Origin of the sequence: Brevibacterium permense, assembly GCF_013280495.1 — a bacterium.
Taxonomy (GTDB): domain Bacteria; phylum Actinomycetota; class Actinomycetes; order Actinomycetales; family Brevibacteriaceae; genus Brevibacterium; species Brevibacterium permense.
This window is the reverse complement of the sequence record NZ_JABSSX010000005.1, coordinates 210,736-230,719: the sequence shown is the minus strand read 5'-3', so window position 1 is coordinate 230,719 and position 19,984 is coordinate 210,736. Positions and strand designations below refer to the sequence as shown.

The 19,984-nt window shown below is 65.7% G+C and carries 16 protein-coding genes; 7 read left to right on the top strand and 9 right to left on the bottom strand.

Going from position 1 to position 19,984, the window contains the following annotated elements:
• Positions 1-14: 14 nt before the first annotated feature.
• From HK353_RS09640 to HK353_RS09630, 3 genes are all read right to left on the bottom strand, one after another.
• On the bottom strand, positions 15-2,843 hold the full coding sequence (locus HK353_RS09640) for an alpha/beta fold hydrolase (protein WP_173155614.1): 2,829 nt from the start codon (positions 2,841-2,843) through the stop codon (positions 15-17).
• A gap of 8 nt (positions 2,844-2,851) precedes the next feature.
• Positions 2,852-3,880 (bottom strand): 3-oxoacyl-ACP synthase III, encoded by a 1,029-nt coding sequence (locus HK353_RS09635; RefSeq protein ID WP_173155612.1) that lies wholly within the window; start codon positions 3,878-3,880, stop codon positions 2,852-2,854.
• Between the two features lie 124 nt (positions 3,881-4,004).
• A complete protein-coding gene (locus HK353_RS09630; RefSeq protein ID WP_173155610.1) occupies positions 4,005-5,033 on the bottom strand; it encodes a hypothetical protein in 1,029 nt (342 codons plus the stop codon).
• Positions 5,034-5,377: 344 nt separating this feature from the next.
• Here HK353_RS09630 and HK353_RS09625 point away from each other — a divergent pair, with 344 nt between their 5' ends.
• A complete protein-coding gene (locus HK353_RS09625; RefSeq protein ID WP_173155608.1) occupies positions 5,378-6,181 on the top strand; it encodes a 3-oxoacyl-ACP reductase in 804 nt (267 codons plus the stop codon).
• Positions 6,182-6,284: 103 nt separating this feature from the next.
• Here the strand turns inward: HK353_RS09625 and HK353_RS09620 are convergent, their stop codons facing one another.
• The 3 genes from HK353_RS09620 to HK353_RS09610 all read right to left on the bottom strand — a co-directional run bounded on the left by HK353_RS09620 (position 6,285) and on the right by HK353_RS09610 (position 9,107).
• Positions 6,285-6,965 (bottom strand): dienelactone hydrolase family protein, encoded by a 681-nt coding sequence (locus tag HK353_RS09620; RefSeq protein WP_281063469.1) that lies wholly within the window; start codon positions 6,963-6,965, stop codon positions 6,285-6,287.
• Complete coding sequence (locus HK353_RS09615; protein ID WP_173155603.1) at positions 6,883-8,466, bottom strand: FMN-binding glutamate synthase family protein; 1,584 nt, start codon at positions 8,464-8,466, stop codon at positions 6,883-6,885. Before HK353_RS09615 ends, HK353_RS09620 begins: the two co-directional genes overlap by 83 nt.
• A gap of 146 nt (positions 8,467-8,612) precedes the next feature.
• On the bottom strand, positions 8,613-9,107 hold the full coding sequence (locus HK353_RS09610; RefSeq protein WP_173155601.1) for a TM2 domain-containing protein: 495 nt from the start codon (positions 9,105-9,107) through the stop codon (positions 8,613-8,615).
• A 155-nt stretch (positions 9,108-9,262) separates the two neighbouring features.
• Here HK353_RS09610 and HK353_RS09605 point away from each other — a divergent pair, with 155 nt between their 5' ends.
• Positions 9,263-10,654, top strand: coding sequence for an MFS transporter (locus HK353_RS09605; RefSeq protein ID WP_173155599.1), 1,392 nt, complete (start codon positions 9,263-9,265; stop codon positions 10,652-10,654).
• A 107-nt stretch (positions 10,655-10,761) separates the two neighbouring features.
• Positions 10,762-11,661, top strand: coding sequence for an enoyl-CoA hydratase-related protein (locus HK353_RS09600; protein WP_173155597.1), 900 nt, complete (start codon positions 10,762-10,764; stop codon positions 11,659-11,661).
• Between the two features lie 83 nt (positions 11,662-11,744).
• On the opposite strand, the gene HK353_RS09595 is transcribed toward HK353_RS09600, so the two are convergent.
• Positions 11,745-12,446 (bottom strand): NUDIX hydrolase, encoded by a 702-nt coding sequence (locus tag HK353_RS09595; protein WP_173155595.1) that lies wholly within the window; start codon positions 12,444-12,446, stop codon positions 11,745-11,747.
• 193 nt (positions 12,447-12,639) lie between these two features.
• Here HK353_RS09595 and cls point away from each other — a divergent pair, with 193 nt between their 5' ends.
• Positions 12,640-14,136 (top strand): cardiolipin synthase, encoded by a 1,497-nt coding sequence (gene cls / locus HK353_RS09590; protein ID WP_173155593.1) that lies wholly within the window; start codon positions 12,640-12,642, stop codon positions 14,134-14,136.
• A 242-nt stretch (positions 14,137-14,378) separates the two neighbouring features.
• Here cls and HK353_RS09585 read toward each other — a convergent pair whose 3' ends face one another.
• The gene (locus HK353_RS09585; protein ID WP_173155591.1) at positions 14,379-14,819 is read right to left on the bottom strand and encodes a hypothetical protein; all 441 of its coding nucleotides are present in this window, start codon (positions 14,817-14,819) and stop codon (positions 14,379-14,381) included.
• A gap of 359 nt (positions 14,820-15,178) precedes the next feature.
• Positions 15,179-16,213 (bottom strand): agmatine deiminase family protein, encoded by a 1,035-nt coding sequence (locus tag HK353_RS09580; RefSeq protein WP_173155589.1) that lies wholly within the window; start codon positions 16,211-16,213, stop codon positions 15,179-15,181.
• Between the two features lie 217 nt (positions 16,214-16,430).
• Here HK353_RS09580 and HK353_RS09575 point away from each other — a divergent pair, with 217 nt between their 5' ends.
• The 3 genes from HK353_RS09575 to HK353_RS09565 all read left to right on the top strand — a co-directional run bounded on the left by HK353_RS09575 (position 16,431) and on the right by HK353_RS09565 (position 19,799).
• Positions 16,431-17,600, top strand: a complete 1,170-nt coding sequence (locus HK353_RS09575; protein WP_173155587.1) for a CoA transferase — start codon at positions 16,431-16,433, stop codon at positions 17,598-17,600.
• Positions 17,601-17,815: 215 nt separating this feature from the next.
• Entirely contained in the window at positions 17,816-18,604 is a 789-nt protein-coding gene (locus HK353_RS09570) for a DUF5819 family protein (protein ID WP_173155585.1), read from the top strand.
• Positions 18,594-19,799, top strand: a complete 1,206-nt coding sequence (locus HK353_RS09565; protein WP_342589874.1) for an HTTM domain-containing protein — start codon at positions 18,594-18,596, stop codon at positions 19,797-19,799. Before HK353_RS09570 ends, HK353_RS09565 begins: the two co-directional genes overlap by 11 nt.
• Positions 19,800-19,984: the final 185 nt, after the last annotated feature.

The window sequence follows — 19,984 nt, the reverse complement described above, 5'->3', positions numbered from 1 at the left end:
TATCGGCGATGCCTCTAGACGCTTCCCCGCACCGGCCCACCGGCCAGGACGCTGCCGGCCCAGGCGGCGAGGCGGGAGCGGTCGATCTTCGAATTGTGGCGGATGTCGGTGGGGAACTCGGGCGCCACGAGCACAGCGGTCAGATCATGGCCGACCGCCTCGGCGACCTTCTCCCGCAGGCGCGCCGTCAGGTCCAAGGGCGCGAGACCGGGAGACAGCGAGGTGCCCTCGGCATCGAGCACGGCCACAAGCGCCTGGGTGCCGACCGGACCGATGCCGACGACGGAGCTGCGGCTGACCTGCACATCGGCGTCGATGAGCGCTTCAAGGCCTCCGGGCCCGACCGGTCCGCACGGCGTCGTGACGACATGCTGCAGACGTCCCTCGAGCCACACCCGACCGTTCTCATCGATGTGGCCGATGTCGTTCGTGCGGTGCCAGGTCAGACCACGCAGATCATCACGGGCCGAATCCGCAGTCGTGTGCCACAGATTGTCGTAGCCGGACTTGATATGGGCGGCACTGACGACGAATTCGCCGAGGCGGCCCTGCGCGGTCGCGCCCTGCAGCAGCTCATCGGCCGAACGTCCCGACTCATCGATGGGGGCCAGAGCGAGTTCGACGCCGTCGATCGGCTGCCCCACGCAGACCCCGAGACCACCGGTGGCATCGGCGGCGGCCACGCCGTCACGGTCGATGTCGGTGAGCAGGAGACCCTCGGTCATGCCGTAGGGGGAGTGGATGGACGCGTTCGGGAACACCTCGGCAATGGCATCCATGAGCTCCAGGGGCACGGGCGCACCCGCCGAGAGCACGAGTTCGACCCCGGCACACGCTTCCCGCTGCCGGTCATCGAGCTCGCCGGCGGTCGCGGCGACATTCGTGTATGCGGCCGGGGAGGCGAAGACCATGGTGGCCCGTCCGGCGATGATCGCATCGGCGATCGCAGTGGCCGTGAGCGTCTTCGGTTTCGTCACCGACATGTCCGGTGTCACCGAGGTGGCTCCGATGGCCGGTCCCAACAGGGCGAACGGTGGGAACCCGGCAACCAGCCCAGTGCCTTCGGTGACGTTGAAGGTCCTGGTCAGTACGGCCGCCAGCGCGGAGATGTCCGCATGCGTATAGCGCACGCCCTTCGCGGGTCCTGTCGACCCGGAGGTGAAGAGGATCGCCGCGTCGGCATCCGGTGACGGGGTCGGCAGCTCGGCCCGGTGCGGGGTGCGGGAGAGTTCCGTCAGGCTCGTCTCTGCCTTGAACACGCGCGAGCGCACGGGTCCGAGCCGACGCACGGAGATCCGCCGGCCGGGCCAGCCGAAGGCGCGGGCCAGAGCGAGTCCGGGCAGCTCGCCGATGATCCACTGCGGATCGGCCGAGGTGATCGCCCGAGTCATTCCCTTCGGGCCGAGTCCGGCATCGGCGACGACGGCGACCGCGCCGATCTTCAGGCACGCATAGAGGGCAGCGGTGAGATTGTTTCCCGGAGGCACAAGCATGGACACCCGGTCCCCGGGCTTCACGCCGAGGTCGAGCAGTCCGTTCGCGATCGACGTCGTCACGTGCCACAGGTGGTGCCAGGTGATCTGCTGCGCCGGATTCTGCGCGAAGTCGACCGAGGCGAGCGCCTCGTCGTCACGGCGGGCATCGAGGATCGCCGTCACCGCGCGGACCTCCGCAGATCCGTTGCCGGTGGCGGAGTCATCCGCGACATCGGAAGTCGATCCCCTCGCCGAGGAGGGCGTTCCCGACCGCGCAGACGCTGCTTCCGTCGCCGAGGCGGCCGCGCCCTTCCGCTCGGACGATCCTTTCGCGGGGGCCGCCTCGGTGGGGGTGTTCGCGGTGGTGGGCGCATCGAACTGGGCGCTCAGCCAGTCGAGGACGAGACCGGGAACATCGTGATCTTCGCTGACGAGGTGGGAGGCCGTTTCGAACCGGTGCACATCGGCCTGGGGCAGGCGCTGGCGCAGGTCGCGCAGATAGCGTTCGAGGAACGCCGGATCCTTCGGGCCCCAGACGAGCAGCGCCGGTTTGTCGAAGGCAGCGATGTCCTGGCCGATGCGCTGGAGTTCGGGATCGGAGGCATGAGTGTCATCGACGGGGATGTCGGCGACGAAGTTGCCGATCGCCCACCGGTCCTCTGCCCTCCGGTACGGGGCGTGGAAGGCGTCCTTGGTTTCGGCGTCGAGGTCGCCCAAGGCGAGGGTGACGCGCAGGAAGCCGTCGGTGAGCACGGTGGCCGCAGGCAGCATGGGCCCGGCCAGGGTCGCGCGCAGCGGCGCAGGAACCGGGGCGTCCTCGGGCTGGTGGACGGCCGTGTTGAGGCTGATCGCCGCGGACACCAGTTCGGTGTTCCTGGCGGCCCAGCCGAGTGAGAGGACTCCGCCCCAGTCGTGACCGATCGTCACGATCGGGTGGGTGGCGGATCCGGTGGCGGCCACCTCGGCGAACAGGTTGGAGACGACCCCATCGAAATCGCTGATGCGATCGGCGATGCGACGGACCTCTGCGGATTTCGGGGCCGGCATCGAGGAGTGGGCGAGCCGTTCGGAGAAGCCCATCTCGAGCTGGTCGGGGGCGATGAGCCGCCAGGCGCGGCCGCCGGACTGCGCGGCATCGATGGTGGCCTGTGCCAGCCTGCGCCACAGATACGACCAGGTCGGGTTGCCGTGGAGGGCGACGATCGTGCCCGCCGGCTCCACACCGGCTGCGGTCAGGGCGGGCAGCGTGTCGAGCACATGGAACGCATGCGTCCCGTCGGAGGTTCTCGCCTCGACGATTCGGGACCAGGCGGGGTCCCACTCGGGCAGCTGCGGGGGAAGCGTGGCCGGCCGTGCAGGAAATCTCATGAAGGTCTCTACCACTCGATCTCGGTCATGGCGGTGTTGAGGCCGGAGCCGACGCCCATGCACAGGATGCGGTCGCCGGGTCTGAGGTTCTCGGCCTCACGGGACAGGGTGATGGGCAGTGAGGCGGGGCCGACGTTGCCCAGCTCCGGGTAGCTCACGGGGATCCGGTCGGGGTCGAGGTTCGCGGCCTTCGTGATCGAATTCGTGTGCACATCGGAGACCTGGTGCATGACGTAGCGGTCCATCTCCCGCCAGTTCCACCCGGTCTCGTGGGCTTCCTCCCACGCAGCGACGACGAGTTCCATGCCGCCGGAGAGCAGCCCCTTCGTGTCGGTGAACATTCCGTTGTGATCGCCGACGCACAGCTCGTGATGCTGGGTGGCCGCACGGGTGATCCCGCCGAGGATGCGGTGGCCCTCCGGATGTCTGTCGGCCGGTCCGAGGACGGCGGCGGCAGCGCCGGATCCCAAGGTCAGGGACGCGAATTCGTTGAGGTACTCCTCGCGGGTGATCTCCGGGCGGTTGAGGCGACGCAGCGTCGCGTCTTGGACGCGGGAGGCGTCTTCGCCGGCGACGATGAGGGCGTATTCGATCTGCCCGGCGTCGATCATGTTCGCGGCCAGGGTCATTCCGTTGACGAATCCCAGGCATGCGTTGGCGATGTCGAAGTTCATCGCCTGCGGGCCGAGCCCGATGCCGGCGTGGACGCCGACGGCCACGGACGGTTCCAGGTGCTCACGGGTCACGGAGGTGTTGACCATCAGTCCGATGGCGTCGGGAGGGACCCCCGCCTCGGCGAGGGCCTTCTTTCCGGCCGCGATCGCACCATCGGCGAACTGGTGGGGCTCATCCCAGTTGCGGCGGGCGTACACACCGGCGACGCGTTGGAGCAGACCCTGGGGCAGTTTGAGAGATGACAGCGTATCGGCGAGGCGGTCGTCGAATTCCTGCGAGGTCACTTCGTTCGGGGCCAGGGTCTCGGTCAGGCCGAGCAGGGCCACGTTGGAGTGCCGAAATGTTGCGTTGCCATTCGCCAATTGAAGTACTCATCCCTTTTCGGGTCGTTCGTCGGTGTCGATATCGTCCGCAGAGGCGCGCGCCTGACGCGTCACCACGGGGGAATTCCGGACCTATCTTACCGCCCGGTTTCTGGGATGTTCATCAGCGTGTGAACCAGGTGAAGCCGTCATAGAGCAATCCTGTGGCGGCGAGCACAGCAATGACGGCGAGGACGAGCGAGGTCACAGTGTGCGAGACCTTCGACGTCTGGAAGCGCACGGCACGCGAATACGACATGGGACGATCGGTGACGTTGTGGCCGAACTGGGCGAAGATCCGCCAATCCATCACGTCGACGAGCGACTTCGCGGCGAGGGTGAAGACGATGATGCAGCCGATGCCCATGAACAGCAGGAACACGAAGCCGAAGAAGCCGAAGTCCTTGAAGAACGTCACCACCCGGTCGCCGATGGCCACGGCGAAGGCGGAGAAGCCGTCGCTGAAGGGCAGGGCGTCGAACGAGTCGGTGATCGTGGACAAGCTGATGTTGTCGCGCACTGTCTGCACGGAGCCGATGTACATGAAGATCGACGCGGCCAAAGCGACGAGCAGGTTGATGATGGAGATCGTCGCGTTGTCCGGCCAGAAGTCCAGGTGCTTGATCGTGTAGGTCGCCGAGAGAGCCACGCAGATGATCGCGCCCGTCAGCGCGCCGATGGTGGCCGGCAGCAGCAGGTTGTTGAAGAACACGAAGGCGACGACGGCGATGAGTGCGGCGCCGAGGATGTAGGTGAACACTGCGACGGTGTCGCCGTTGGCCGCGGTGGCGGCTCGTCGGTTGGCCTCGATCATCTGGCCGGAGTACTGGATGTTGGCGGCGAGTTCGTTCTTCGTCGCTCGCGGCAGATCGGCGTCGACGTCGTCGTAGCCCTGCGCGTTGTAGCCCTGCGCGTTGCTGGGCAGAACGCGGGTCTCATCCTCGCTGCTCCACGGGCGACCGGACTGGTTGTAGCCGGGCTGGCCGTAGGGGTTCTGACCGTACTGAGTCTGCGGGTAGCCGCCCTGGGCGCCGCCTCCACTGGCGGGGTTCCTGGGCTGCCATCGTCCGAGCTTCGCTCCGATGAAGTAGATGACGAAGACGACGAGAGCCGCGAGGACTCCGATGGAGATGCCGGCGCCGAGCTCGTTCATAAGGGTGACTTCCTGGGGATGGACAACGGTGGTCTTCTTTTCAGTCTATGGACTCATGCCGCTCAGAGCACGTTCCGTCGCCCATGTGCGCGCGGTTCGGGGCGATTTGCTCCTTGCTGAGCGGGGTGCGAACACGGCCGTCGCACGATTGTTAGGTCGATCCACGGTGTTCTGAGCCGCGGTATCACCGTGGATCGACCCAACAATCGCCACGTACCACGGTGGTTTCGCACTGCAGCGCCGTCGCGCACGACTCCGTCCTGGCACAGCTCCGTCCTGGCACGCGTGGTTCGTGGGTATGGTGGGGTCAGGATCCGCCCACCGACGTTCGAAGGAGACACGCGATGAGCAACCCACAGGCATTCACCTCCGAAGCCCTGCCTCTCGATGAGCAGGTCGTGCTCGTCACCGGGTCCGGACGCGGCCTGGGCGCTGCGATCGCGAAGGCCTTCGCACCGGAAGGTGCGGCGCTGGTCATCAACTATCGATACTCGGCCGAGACTGCAGAAGAGCTCGCCGAGGCGGTCCGCGCTCGTGGTGGACGTGCAGTGGCCATCGAAGCCGATGTCACGGACTCCCGCGCCGTCGACGCCATGTTCGAAACCGCCGCCGCCGAGTTCGGTACTCCCGTATCCACTGTGGTCAACAACGCTCTCGCAGACTTCTCGTTCAACGGCGATGAACGCCAACCGGCCGATGAGATCGACTATTCGGATTTCGCCGACCAGTTCCGCGGTTCCGTCGAGGGCGCGGTCAACACGATCCAAGCCGCGATGCATGGTTTCCGAGAGCTCGGATCTGGCCGGGTCATCAACATCGGCACCAACCTCTTCCAGGACCCGGTTGTCCCGTACCACGACTACACGGCAGGCAAGGCGGCGCTGCTGTCGCTGACCAGGACGTTCGCGAAGGATCTCGGTCCGGCCGGGGTGCGGGTGAACATGGTCTCCGGCGGACTGCTGCGCACCACCGATGCGTCCTCGGCGACGCCCGAAGAGGTCTTCGACCAGATCGCGGCCGCCAGTGCGCTGCGACGTGTGACGACTCCGGAGGACTTCGCCTCGGCGGTGGTGTTCTTCGCTTCTCCCGCTTCGCGTGCGGTGACCGGTCAGAACCTTATCGTCGACAACGGCCTCGTCATGGGCTGAGACGGCCGACTGTGACATGTGTGGGCAGCGCCCGCCAGCATCGACGGGGGTGAGCGGCGGGTGGGCTGCGTGCAAGGGCGGCCCCGGAGCCGGGGAGTGGATTTCAGAACCGGTCGAGGAAGGCCAAGGCCCGTTCGTAGAGCAGTTCGGCGCTGTCCTCGCGGTAGTCCGGAGTGGTCGGGTCGCTGAACAGGTGGGTGCTTCCCGGGTAGAGGAAGTACTCTGCCTGCGCACCCGCCTGCGTCGCAGACTCCATCAGCGTCTCGATCGTGCCCGGGCTGCGCCAGGAGTCGTCGACGGCGAAATGAGCCTGCACTGGCACTCCTACCTGCCAGCGCGTCGGCTTGGGGAAGCCACCGCCGTGGAAGAGCAGGACTCCGCGGGCACGCGGATCGTTCTTGCCCATCTGCTGAGCGAGCGCGGCACCGAGTGAGAATCCGCCGAAGACGAGATCGGCGCCGAGGTCCTCGCAGGCGTCCTTCACCCGATCCACGAGGGTCGAGAACCCGACCTCCTGGGAATGGGCGACTCCCGATTCTGCGTCGTCGAAGGTCCTGCCCGCGTAGATGTCGGGAGTGTGCACGGTATATCCGGCCAGGGCGAAGCGTTCGGCGATGGCGTCCATCCCGGACGTCCGCCCCAGAGCCGAGTGGAGAAGGACAAGGGTGGTCATGGGCAATCCTTTCGGAAGCGACGGCGGCTCAGCGGCTGTGTCCGCGGGGGATGGTGAAGGTGTCCGCGCGGGCCGTGGCCCAGTCGTCGGCCCACTCCGAGGGGGTGTCATCAAGGAGCTCGCCGGGCTTCAGCCAGTCGTAGAGGCGAGCATAGGACCAGGATTCGGAGGCCGAGACATTGCGTCGCAGCATCGTCGGCTCCAGCTCGTCCGGTGCTGCCGCACCCATCGATGCCATGAGGCGGACCGCCTCGGCGACGACTCCGTCGTGGTAGTTGCGCACACGTTCTGCCTTGGTGGGCACGTCGATGGCGCGCGCTCGCCGCGGATCCTGTGTGGCGACGCCGACGGGGCATTTGCCCGTGTGGCAGGCCTGGGCCTGGATGCAGCCGACGGCCATCATCATCGCCCGCGCCGAGTTCGTGAAGTCGGCACCCTGGATGAGGCGTTTGACGATATCGGTGCCGGTGGCGATCTTGCCCGAGGCGCCGACCTTGATCTTCTTCCGCAGGCCCGCGCCGACGAGCGCGTTGTGGACGATCATCAGCCCCTGGGTCAGAGGCAGACCGACATTGTCCTCGAACTCCAATGGTGCAGCACCCGTGCCGCCTTCGGAGCCGTCGACGATGATGAAGTCCGGCAGGATCTGGGTCTCCACCATGGCCTTGACGATCGAGAGGAACTCCGTGCGCGAGCCGATGCACAGTTTGAAACCAGCCGGCTTGCCGCCGGAGAGTTCTCGCATCTGCCGGATGAACTCGAGCAGTTCGATCGGAGTCGAGAACACCGTGTGTCCGGGAGGGCTGATGCAGGTCTGGCCGACGGGGATGCCGCGGATCTCGGAGATCTCCTCGGTGACCTTCGGCCCTGGCAGCACACCGCCGATGCCCGGCTTCGCGCCCTGGGAGAGCTTGAGCGAGACCATCTTCACCTGCGGGTCCTGCGCCTTCTCGGCGAAGATCTCGGGGGAGAATTTTCCTTCGGGGGTGCGGGCTCCGAAGTATCCGGTGCCGAGCTCCCAGATGAGGTCGCCGCCGTGCTCACGGTGATACGGCGAAATCGATCCCTCACCGGTGTCGTGGGCGAATCCGCCCAGCGCCGCACCCTTGTTCAGGGCTCGGATGGCGTTGTTGCTCAGCGAGCCGAAGCTCATTGCCGAGACGTTGAGCAGCGAGATGTCGTAGGGCTGGGTGCACTCGTCACCGCCGACGCGCACGCGTGGTGGCCTGGGCGGATTGGGGATCGGCATGTTCGAGTGCATGAGCGCCTCGTAGCCGGCGCGGTCGACATCGTGCTCGGTGCCGAACGCGTGTTCTGAGTGAGTGCCTTTGGCTCGTTCGTAGATGGTGGTGCGGATGTCGCGATTGAACGGGCGCCCGTCCCAGTTGCGTTCGATGAAGTACTGCTGGATCTCCGGCCGGATCGACTCCAGCAGGAATCGGGCGTGCCCGGCGATCGGATAGTTGCGCAGGATCGAGTGCTTCTTCTGCGTGAGATCCCATGCGGCGAGTGCGCCGAGTCCGAGCGCCGAGGCGGCCGCCGCCGCTCCGGCGATCTGCTTGCCTGCCGATTCGCCGGTGAGCATCCGGACAATGGGGAATTGCCGTTTCATTGTGCCTCCTTGAACTGTCCTGATCTCGAGCCTAGACCGAGAACGTGCAGTTTTCAGGAAAGGCAGACCTGAGACAGTCGTGAACTGTCGGCGAACCGTCTCAGGACAGGCTGCCGAGGCGCATCAGAACAGGCGGCGGGACCGTCTCAGAAGAGGCTGCCGAGGAACGTCGTGACGAGCTCGTCGACCTGCATCGAATAGGCGACGATGAGGGTGAACCCGGTGGCGATCCACGCGATCTCCTTGTCCTGCGCGTAACCGCGCAGCGGCTCCCGCCGATAGCGCAGACCGCAGGCGAGGACGATGCCGAGATCGATGATCCACCAGATCCCCATTCCGCCGAGGCTGAGCAGCTTGAGCGCGCCCGTGAGGTACCGGCCGGTATAGAGCCGATCGAAACCGAGGGCCCCGAAGAGCATCGACAGCAGCCAGGTGATGACGAAGGACCGATTGCCGGGCACGCCCGTGTGTCGGCTATCGGTCGGCGCAAGCGATTCCAGGGACGAAGCAGAGACACCAGGGGAGGGCAGGGCCGGGTTCTGTGGAGCGGCTGACGAGTCAGAGGGCGCGGCAGGGCGGTTCGCGTGGTCTGCGCTGAGTGCGGGAATCTCGCTGGTCGCCGTCATCGCTGGCACGTCCATTCACTGCTCGTCGAACTTCAGGTCTTCAGCCTAGAAGTCCCAGGACCGCCTCGGCGATGGGGTTATCCTCCGCATCCCCGCGGTGTCCGGACTCACACGGTCCGGGACCCGGAATCGTTTGAGCCGCTGCTTGCCGGAGGCATAGCGTAGGGCTCATGAGCACAGGTGAGCCGAGTCCGACGAGCACTCGGCGTACCGTAGCCGCGGTCTTCCTAGCGGGAATCTCCGTCTTTCTCGTCCTCTATGAGACCCAGGGACTGCTGCCGGCGATCCGGGACGCCTACGGAATCGACGGTCCGACGGCGAGCCTGACCGTGTCCGCGACGAACGTGGCCATGGCCTGTTTCCTCATTCCCTTCTCGATGCTCGCCCCGCGCATCGGCCACGCCCGCCAGATCGGCGCGGGGGTGATCGTTGCGGCGATCCTCGCGCTCGTCCTTCCTTTCACTCCGACCCCGGAGCTGCTCATCGTCGTCCGGTTCCTCCAGGGACTGGCGATCGCTTCGGTGCCGGCCACGGCCATGGCCTATCTCTCTTTGCGTCTGCCGCCGGCCGCGCTGCCCGGAGCGATCGGGGTCTACATCGCCGGAAACACGATCGGCGGGCTTTGCTCGAGGCTGCTCACCGGGCTGGCGTCGGAATTCCTCGGCTGGCACGGCGGGCTTGCGTTCACCGCGGTCGTGTCACTGATCTTCGGGCTCATCGTCGTCTGGCTGCTGCGCCACGATCTTTTCTCCACCGCCCGCAGCCGGGCCGTCCTCGATTCGGACGATTCCGCTCCGTCCGATACGGATCCCACCCCCACCGAGGCGGCCGACCCTGACGCTGTCGCCGCAGGTGACGGCAGGGCCAGCAATGCTCTCGCCGACGGTGATGGCGTCCCGGCCGCTACCGACGGGTCCGTCGACGACGATGCCGACTCTGCCGGCGACGCCGCCGACGACGGTGGGGCTGGGAGCGCGCAGCCGCCTCGGCGAGCGATTCCGCTGCGCGGAGGTCTGTGGCGGATCTACCTCACCGGGTTCCTGTGCATGATCGTCTTCGGCGGATCATTCACGATGCTCGGCACCCGCCTGCAGCACGATCCGTGGCACCTGAGCGAGGGCGCGGTCGCCCTGTTCTTCCTCATCTACCTCGTCGGCACCGTCGTCACCACGTATTACGGCCGCTTGGCCACGAAGTACTCACGCACTCGGATCACCCTGGCGGGAATGGTCATCGCGCTCGCCGGTGCGGGGCTGACTCTGGTCGATTCGCTCGTGGTGATCATCATCGGCATGTCGCTGCTCACCGCCGGATTCTTCCTCGGACATACGGGTGCTTCCGCGGCGGCGAGTGCCGCCCGGCCGGGAGTCGACTCCACACGTTCTGCGGCCATCTACCTCACCGTCTACTACCTGGGTACGAGCCTCGGCGCCTGGCTCTCGGCGGTCCTCTTCTCCGACTTCGCTTGGCCGGGAGTCGTCGCCATGTGCGCGAGCTCCCTCATCGTGGTCTTCGTCTTGACCCTGACCGGTGCTCCGCTAGGCTTCAGGAAACGCAGCTGATCGCTCGTTCAGTGTCGCCGGCGTCGGTGGCCTGTCGCCTGCGGTTGCGTCGTGCTCCTCATCCGCCGGTGACTTCCGCGCCGGCATCGTCGTCGAAAGGCCAGTTCATGTCCGAGACCACCAACTCGACCGTCGTCTACGCGATCACTGACGGCGTCGCCCACGTCGAGATCGACCGTGCCGACAAGCTCAATTCGCTCACCCGCGAGGTCTTCGAAGACCTCGTCGAGGCGGGGCTGGCACTGAAGGATTCGAGCGAGGTCAAGGCCGTGGTCCTGTCCGGTCGCGGTCGTGCCTTCAGCGCCGGTCTCGACTTCACCGAGATGGCCCGGATCGCCGGGGCCGGAGCAGCGACCCGCTCATCCGCTGAGGAAGTCGCCGAGCAGGCCGAGGCAGCGGCCGAGCGGAACGCCGGTGAATCGGAAGCGGCGGACTCCGTGGCCACCGCCGTCGATATCGGCGAGCGACTCGGTTCGGCCCGGGCCCTGGCGCAGAAAGCCGTGCACGTGTGGTCGCTCGTCGAGGTTCCGGTCATCGCGGCGGTGCGCGGACCGGCGCTCGGCGGCGGGCTGCAGATCGCTCTCGGTGCGGACATGCGTGTGGCCGGACCGGACGCGAAGCTCTCACTCATGGAACTCAACTGGGGGATCATCCCCGATATGTGCGGCACCCAGCTGCTGCCGCGACTCGTCGGACCCGCTCAGGCGAAGAAGCTCATCGTCACCGCCGATACAATCGGTGCCGAAGAAGCTCTGCGCATCGGCCTCGTCGAAGAGGTCGTCGAGGACCCTCTGGCCCGTGCTCTCGAACTGGCCGGGCAGATCGCGGGCCAGTCACGGTCGGCGCTGGTGTGGGCGAAGCGGCTCGTCGACCTGTCCTATGACTCCGACTTCAGCACCGGACTCGACGCCGAACAGGAAGCCCTCGCGGCGCTGTTGGGCACCGACGAGCAGAAGCAGGTCGTAGCCACGCGCCTGGCCGCGATGAGGGCCCGCGCCAAGGGCTGAGGTCGAGATCGCCGGGGTCCTGCTGCGAACAGCGAGATCCTGGACTCAGGCGCGGGAAGTCGGACTCAGGCGAATGAGGTGACCTAAGAACCGCGGTTGGAGGGGAACTCCGGGCGTACGGGATCGATGATCCTCTCGGCGGTGATCGCCTCGGCGGCGGTGGAGAATTCCGCGAGCTCACGCAGCAGCACGAACGTCGGACGCATGAGCTTCAGCCGCCCGGCTCCCTCATCTGCGAGGATCCCGGTCACCGAGCGCCACTCGCTCGTGTGCGCCTCCGTCGTCTGATGCTGGGCGGCGGCGAGCTCGGGAGCTGCGATCGTATAGAAGTACGTATCGAAGCGTTTGGGCCGACCCAATGGAGTCACCCAGTTCGCCCACGGTTTGAGCCCGACCGGGTCGAGGACCGCGCCCGTCTCCTCCTCGACCTCGCGCACAGCGGTGGCGAGCAGGACGCGCCAACCCTCGGCATCCTCGGCGATGGTCGAATCGGACCATGCGGAGGTGTGCACCTGCGGATCGGGGACGGCGATGGTCGGTGCGGTCGTCGCATCGACAGGGTCGACGCGACCGCCGGGGAAGACGACGACACCGGCCGCGAAATCCATCGTCGATACCCGGTGCTGGACGAACACCTCGAGCCCCTCGTCCCCGTCACGGAGCATGAGCACGCTGACGGCGGGCTTGATCGGGACCGCCTCGGCGTCGGCGATATCGGGACCGCGGCTTGCGCTGTCGGCGGTATCCGAACGGTCTGAGCCTTCGGGGCGGATGTCTCGAATCACGTTCAGCACCTTCGCTCTCAGCAATTGATGTCTGCTTTCAGTATGCCCGGACTCGGGCAGACGGCCGACGGCGGGGTGGGGCGAGTGCGTGCGTGCGGGGCGGGCAGGATACGATGGGTGACAATCTGACATCCTCCATCTGAGGCCGATAACCCAACCGGTGACGAACAGGGCGGGGCTGAACGGGCACTATATGAGCAGTTTCGGGGTCTATCCGTTCTTCAACATCAACCAGGCTTGGCCGAACTGGCTGATCATCATCCTGCTGTTGGTCGACATGATCATCCGCATCATCGCGCTCGGGTGGATTCCGCACAATCGCAGGCCGTCGGTCGCGCTCGGCTGGCTGCTTGCGATCTTCCTCATCCCGTATGTGGGCATTGCGGCGTTCCTGCTGCTGGGGTCGTCGAAGCTGCCGAAGCGGCGGCGGGACAAACAGTCGAAGATGAATGACCTCTTCCGCGATCAGATCCGCCACCAGGCGATCGTCGGACGCCAGGACCATATGCCCGAACCGCTGAGCACCGCAGCGCAGCTCAACTTCGACCTCGGTGCCCTGCCCATGACCCACGGCAACTCCTTCGACCTCCACGTCGACAACCACGCCTGCATGGAGGCGATGGCCGATGCCGTCGACCGAGCACAGCGGTTCGTCCACTTCGAGTTCTACATCGTCGCCATCGACGACACGACGAGGCGGCTGCTCGAATCGCTGCTGGCCGCGCACCGGCGCGGTGTGAGTGTGCGGGTCCTCATCGACCATGTGGGGTCGCTGGGCTACCCGGGCTATTCGGAGCTGGTGAAGAAGCTCGACGCTTCGGGCATCAGCTGGCGCCGGGCGCTGCCGATCCGCCCTTGGAAGGGCGAGTACCAGCGGCCCGACCTGCGCAATCACCGCAAGATCCTCGTCGTCGACGGGGAGGTCGCGTTCACCGGTTCGCAGAACATCATCGACCGCAGCTACAACAAGGCTCGCAACCGCCGGAAGGGCTTCCAGTGGAAGGACCTGTCGGTGGAATGTCGTGGACCGGTCGTCGAAGAGCTCGATGCCGTGTTCATCACCGACTGGTATTCGGAGACCGACGAGATCCTCGACGAACCCGACAGCTTCGAGCTCAAAGCTCCCGAATTCGGCGGCATCCAAGCTCAGATCGTGCCGTCGGGCCCGGGCTTCGAAGACGAGAACAATCTGCGCCTGTTCAACCACCTCATCTACAATGCGAATCGTCGCGTCGTCGTCTGCTCACCGTATTTCGTACCCGACGAGTCCCTGCTGCACGCGCTGACGACCGAGGCCAGATCGGGAGTCGATGTGCGTTTGTACGTCGGTGAGACGAGCGACCATTGGCTGACCCATAAGGCGCAGCAGTCGTACTATGACGAGTTGGTGCGCGCCGGGGTGCGGATCTTCATGTACCACGCGCCGACGGTGCTGCACTCGAAGTTCCTCATGATCGACGACGAGGTTTCGATCATCGGCTCGTCGAATATGGACGAACGGTCCTTCGCGATGAACCTCGAGGTCACGCTCTTCATCGTCAACAAGGAATTCACGCAGCGCATGTACGACCTCGAGGCCGAACGCTATGCACCGAATTCGGTCGAGCTCAATGCGGAGGAGTGGCAGGCGCGGCCGCTGCTGAAGAAGTATCTGGAGAACGTCGCCCGCCTGACGAGCTCGCTGCTGTAGGCGCGCGGGGACGTTGCCTGCAGCGGCGGTGGTACCTGCGAACTGGAGTGCCGTCGTCATCGCGGCGGGAGGGAGCGGGTGGAAGCCGCGGACGTCGAAGGCGGCGGGATCCGCAAACAGCACAGAAATAGGCGTATAGCCCAGTTTCAAAACTAGGCTATACGCCTATTTTTGGGCCGTAGCGAACTAGGTCGGGGTCGCGCTGACCGAAGTGCGCGGCGACTCAGCCGGCCTGCCGATGCTCAGTGGTCGTCGGCGACTCCGGCCGGACCTTCGTCCTCGAGGTGACGCTCGGGATCGGTGATCGAGTCCTGGGCCTTCGGCGAGGACTTGTGCTTCGCCGTGGTGTTCGACTTCGCTGTTTCCTGCGCGGCCGTGGTGCTCTTCGCCGTCGTGTCGGTCGTCGCACCAGCCGAATCCTCGTCACCGTCGAATTCGGAGACGGGAGTGTTCGTGGCAGCGGCGGCATTGACCTTGTCGGCGGCGGTCTGAACGGCATCGGCGACGGCCGGCGACTTCTCGCGGATGGACTGGTTGGCCTTCTCGACGGTGTCCTGGACGCGCGGGTCGGTCCACAGATCCTGAGCCTGGGCCTTCAGCCGTTCGTAGCTCTGCCGCCCGGTGCGTGATCCCAGTATGAATCCGACTCCGAGACCGGCCAGGAGAATCAATCTCTTCTTCATGGTCTTGCTCCTCTTCGCAACTCGACGTCACCGTATTCGGCGCTGTTGTGCGGTACAGGTCCGGGCAGCGATGTGGCAGCGCACGGGCACTGTGCCCTCAAGATCCAGCTTATACCGAGTCGGGCTCGTACGGGTATGGATTCGCCCGCGCCGTCATCGCAGATTCTCGACGATCCCCGGCCCGACACGCGGGGAACCCGGCTCGGCACGTGGTAACCCGACTCGGCACGTGGTAACCCGACTCGGCACGTGGTAACCCGGCTCGGCACGTGGTAACCCTGCTCGACACGCGGGGAACCCGGCTCGGCACGCACGGCCCGGGGTTGGAAGCCGGGACCTGCAGCAGGTTCCGGCTCGATTCAGTCGAGACTCGGCTGCTGCTGGGTGATGCAGTGGATTCCGCCGCCGCGGGCGAAGAGCTCTCGCGCATCGACTCCGACGACCTTCCGCCCCGGGTAGACGCGCTCGAGCACGGCTGCCGCCTCGGCGTCCATCGGATCGTCGAAGGTGCAGGCGATGACCCCGCGGTTGGTGACAAGGTGATTGACATACGAATAGTCGACCCACCCTTCCTCGTCGCGCAGCACCTCGGGAGCCGGGATCGGCACCACTTCGAAGGGCGTCCCGTCGGCGGTGGTCTCGGCCGCGAACTGCTCCTTGAGCGCACGACTGAATTCGTAGTCCGGATGGTCGGGATTGCGCTGATCGTGGACGAGGACGACGCCGGGGCTGGGCATCGCGGCGACGATGTCGACGTGTCCCCGGGTGCCGAAGGTCTGATTGTCCCGGTGGAGTCCGCGGTCGAGCCAGATGACCTTCTTCGCCCCGATCGTGCGCGCGAATTCGGCTTCCACATCGGCTTCGGTCAGTCCCGGGTTGCGGCCGGGATCGAGCTGCACGCTGCGCGTTGCAAGCACCGTTCCCTGACCGTCGACGTGGAATCCGCCGCCTTCGTTGCGCAGATCCGAGGACACCACGGGAGTCCCGGCGAGGCCCGCGACGAATTCTCCGATGTGCTCATCGTGGTCCCAGCTCGCCCATTCCTGCGCGCCCCACCCGTTGAACACCCAGTCCACCGCATGCAGGGCACCTGCCTCGTCGACGACGAAGCTCGGCCCGATATCGCGCATCCACGCATCGTCGAGTTCAGCGTTGACGATCGTGATCGCGTGGTTGATCCCCTCGCCGAGGTGGCGCTTGGCATGATCGGTCTGTGCACTGGTCACCACGACCGTGACAGGGGTGAATTCGCTGGTGGCGCGGGCAACGGCGGACCACGTGGCGCGTGCCGCCTCGGCCTCGGCTTCCGTGTCGCCGAGCGCGTAGCCGGAGGATGGGAATGCCATCCAGACTCGGTCCTGGGCGGCGGTCTCCGCCGGCATGTGCAACGTCATCGTTCGTCCCTTCGCTGGTGGACTGTCGCTGAGCCGAGTGTAGCCAGAATCCCGCCGAGGCGGTCGACGGATTTCGTTGCCGCCCGCCCGGCTCTCGGCCCGTTTCCGCGGACGCTCACCCCACAGGCCAGGGCGGCCATGTCGATTCCGTATAGTCAGGCGAAGAACAGGCAAGTAGGAAGAACAGGCAAGTAGAACGTGCCAAAGGAGGCATCAAGTGTCAGCAGCAGACGCAGCATTCGGACGGCAGGGGACGGGGCCTCTGGCCGGAACCATCGTGGCCGATTTCTCCCGAGTCCTCGCCGGCCCCTACGCGACGATGATGCTTGCGGATCTGGGTGCCACGGTCATCAAGGTGGAGGGGAAGACCGGGGACGATACACGTCACTGGGCACCGCCTCGGCGCGGGGATGATGCGACGTATTTCCTCACAGCGAACCGGAACAAGCACTCCGTCGTCCTCGATTTCAAGGACTCCGACGACCTTGCCTGCGCCCAGCAGCTCGCCGCTCGCGCGGATGTGCTCGTGGAGAACTTCAAGGCCGGGGGACTGGCGAAGTACGGCCTCGACTATGAGACGGTCAGCGCCGTCAATCCGGGCATCGTCTACGCCTCGGTGACGGGTTTCGGTCGCGACAATCCTCAGCCGGGCTACGATCTGCTCATCCAGGGCTTGTCCGGATTCATGTCGGTCACCGGCTCCGAGGAGTCGGGCCCGGTGAAGGCGGGTGTCGCCGTCGTCGACGTGATCACGGGACTGCATACGGCGGTCGGCATCCTCGGCGCGCTCAACCACCGCAAGGACACCGGGGTCGGTCAGCTGGTCGAGACGAACCTGCTGTCCTCGGCGCTGTCCGGGCTGGCGAACCAGACCTCGGCATATGTGGCCGGCGGCGTGGTACCGCAGGCGATGGGCAACAAGCACCCGAGCCTCTACCCGTATCAGCCGATGCCCACGGCGGAGGGTCAGATCATCATCGCGTGCGGCAACGACAAACAGTTCGCCCGGCTCGCCGAGGTGCTCGGCCACCCCGAATGGGCGACCGATGAACGGTTCGCGAACTTCGCCGACCGCAACGTCAACCGCGATGACCTCGAACCCGAGCTCATCGCCGCGCTGAGTGAGAAGACGAACCAGGAATGGTTCGACATCCTCACCGAGGCGGGGCTGCCCTGTGCGCCGATCAACTCGATCGCCCAGGGTGTGGACCTGGCATCGTCGCTGGGGCTCGAGCCCGTCGCCGAGGCAGGTCAGGGCGATCGCGTCATCCCCACCGTGGCCAACCCGATCCGGTTTTCTGAGACCCCGCCCAGCTACGAACTGGCACCGCCGACGCTCGGCGATTCCACCGAAGCGGTCAAGGCCTGGCTGCGGGCGGCCGAATAGACTTCGTGCGTGCGCCGCGAATCGGCAAGTCATCGTGAGGAAGTCATCGTGCTTCTGATGACCGCGGATGATTCTGCCGCTGCCCGGGCGGGCAGTGCCACAGCTGAAGTACCCTAGTCACTGTGCGTTGTCACCGAGAGATCTGCCAAGCGACCGATGAGGCGCGGGACCTGCGGTGACGGCAGTCGTATTCCCAAGAGAGTTCCGGAACCGAGATGGACAATGAGCCGACCGAGGTCACACCTCGGAGACGTTCGGCGGTGAAACGGACCGTGATGGTCATCGCGATGGCGATCACAGGGTTCCATATCTTCGCCAGCTTCCTGTGGATCGCCCCTGCTTCGACGGCGAGGGAGGTGATTCCCGGCGACCTGCTCTCCAAATACATGATCCCGCTGTGGGGGCAGTCGTGGAGCGTGTTCGCCCCCGAGCCGATCAACGGCGACTACTACTTCGATGTGCGCGCCGTGATCACAACCGACAGCGGCGAAGAGGTCACTCAATGGGTGCGGGCCACCGATGTCGAGCTCGACCACTCGACATACAAGCTGTTCCCGCCGCGGTCGGCGGGGCTGGGCATCGGAGTGGCCTCGGACATCAAGGGCTCATGGGAAGAGCTGCCCGACGATCAGAAGGCGATCGTCAAACTCGACTACTTCAAGGGCGATGATTCCGTCGACCGGCTGGAGACGAAGCTGGGGGAATACGACGACCCGGAGAACGCGATTCCCGCCTACCTGGAGAGCGAACATCTGGCCACCGCGTATGCGACGCAGGTGGCGAAGGCCATCTGGGGCGACGACGTCCAGCGCGTCCAACACCGGGCCGCCCGTCAGAACGTCGTGCCTTTCGCCGAACGCAACGACAAAGACGCGAAGCGTCCGAACATCCAACCCGTCCCCGTGGGATGGCGCGCACTCGTCGTCGAAGACCATCAGTCCCAAGAGGAATTCACGAAGTACTTCTGTGCCTCGGACGAAGTGAGGTGCGTTGGTGAACAGTGATGACACGACCTGCACAGGCGGGGACGACCACGACGCAGAGGGCACTGACCAGCGGACGGGCACGGCCGCCTCGGCGCGTGATTCGGCTCCTGAATTCGGGTTGGTCCCGGTGACGACCCTGGTGCGGACGAAGCTCGCGCAGGGGTGGGCCTGGCTCGAGGAGATGCTCACCGGTCGGTACCACGCGACATACGGGCTGGCGGTGACGCGGATCCTCATCGGATTCACCGGTCTTGGCCTCATCCTCACGAACTTCAGCGCGCGGCATTACACCTTCGGTGTGGGATCGGCCTGGAACGGGGAGATCGCCGAACCCAAGAGCGATTTCCCGACCATCTGGCTCTTCTCCCTCTTCCACCGTGCGGTGACGACGCCGCCGCTGTTCACGGCGATGATGATCGGGCTCGCGCTGTTGGCGATCGTCATCATCCTCGGGTGGCGGACGCGGCTCGTCCTGCCGATCTACCTCGTGCTGTGGGTGAGCTTCATCGAGCTCAACGACGGAGCAGGGGATCAGGGCGACAACGCCTACCGGATGTTCATGATCGCCTTGCTCTTCGCCGATACGACCCGCAGATGGTCCCTCGATGCCAGGCGGCGCGCGCGGAACCCGGAATTCCCGGACAACGACGGCGGACAGTGGCGCTGGGCGCTCATCATGGCCAATAATCTCGCCATCGTCGTGCTCGCGTTCCAGGTTTGCGCGATCTACATGTCCGGCGCTCTGTACAAGGCCGGAGGCGAGGCTTGGCAGCACGGTTTCGCCGTGTACAACCCGTTGCACACTCAGCAGTTCGGCACGTGGCCGGTGCTGTCGGACCTGATGACGGCGTGGGGGCCGATGGTCGTGGCGATCTCGTGGGGATCGATCCTCTTCCAGTGCGCCTTCCCGTTCATGCTGTTCAACCGCTACACCCGCATCATCGCGCTGCTGGGCATCCTGTCCTTCCACTTGGGCATCGCCCTGCTCATGGGCCTGCCGTGGTTCTCGCTGACGATGATTGCCGTCGATGCGATCTTCATCCGCGACCGTTCATTTGCGAAGGTCAGCGCCTACCTGCGGCATTGGTGGGCGTCATCGGCCCCGCGGTCCGTCGGTGGGGCTTCGGGCGGTTCCGCTGGTGGCGTCTCGGGTGCTGCCAAGGGCGGGTCTGCGAAGACTCGTACGCGGTCGTCCTCAGGCTCTCGTGGCTAGTAACCGTCGCGCATAGCGCTCAGCAATCGGCAGATGCTGAAATGGGACACCCTGCTCTGAAATGCTCACCGAAGAAAATGAGCGATCCAGAGCAGGGTGTCCCATTTCTGTGCTGTGCCGCGCTGCGGTCAGCGAAACAGCCCAGTTTGAGTTGAATAGCACCTGTTTGAACATGGGCTATTCAA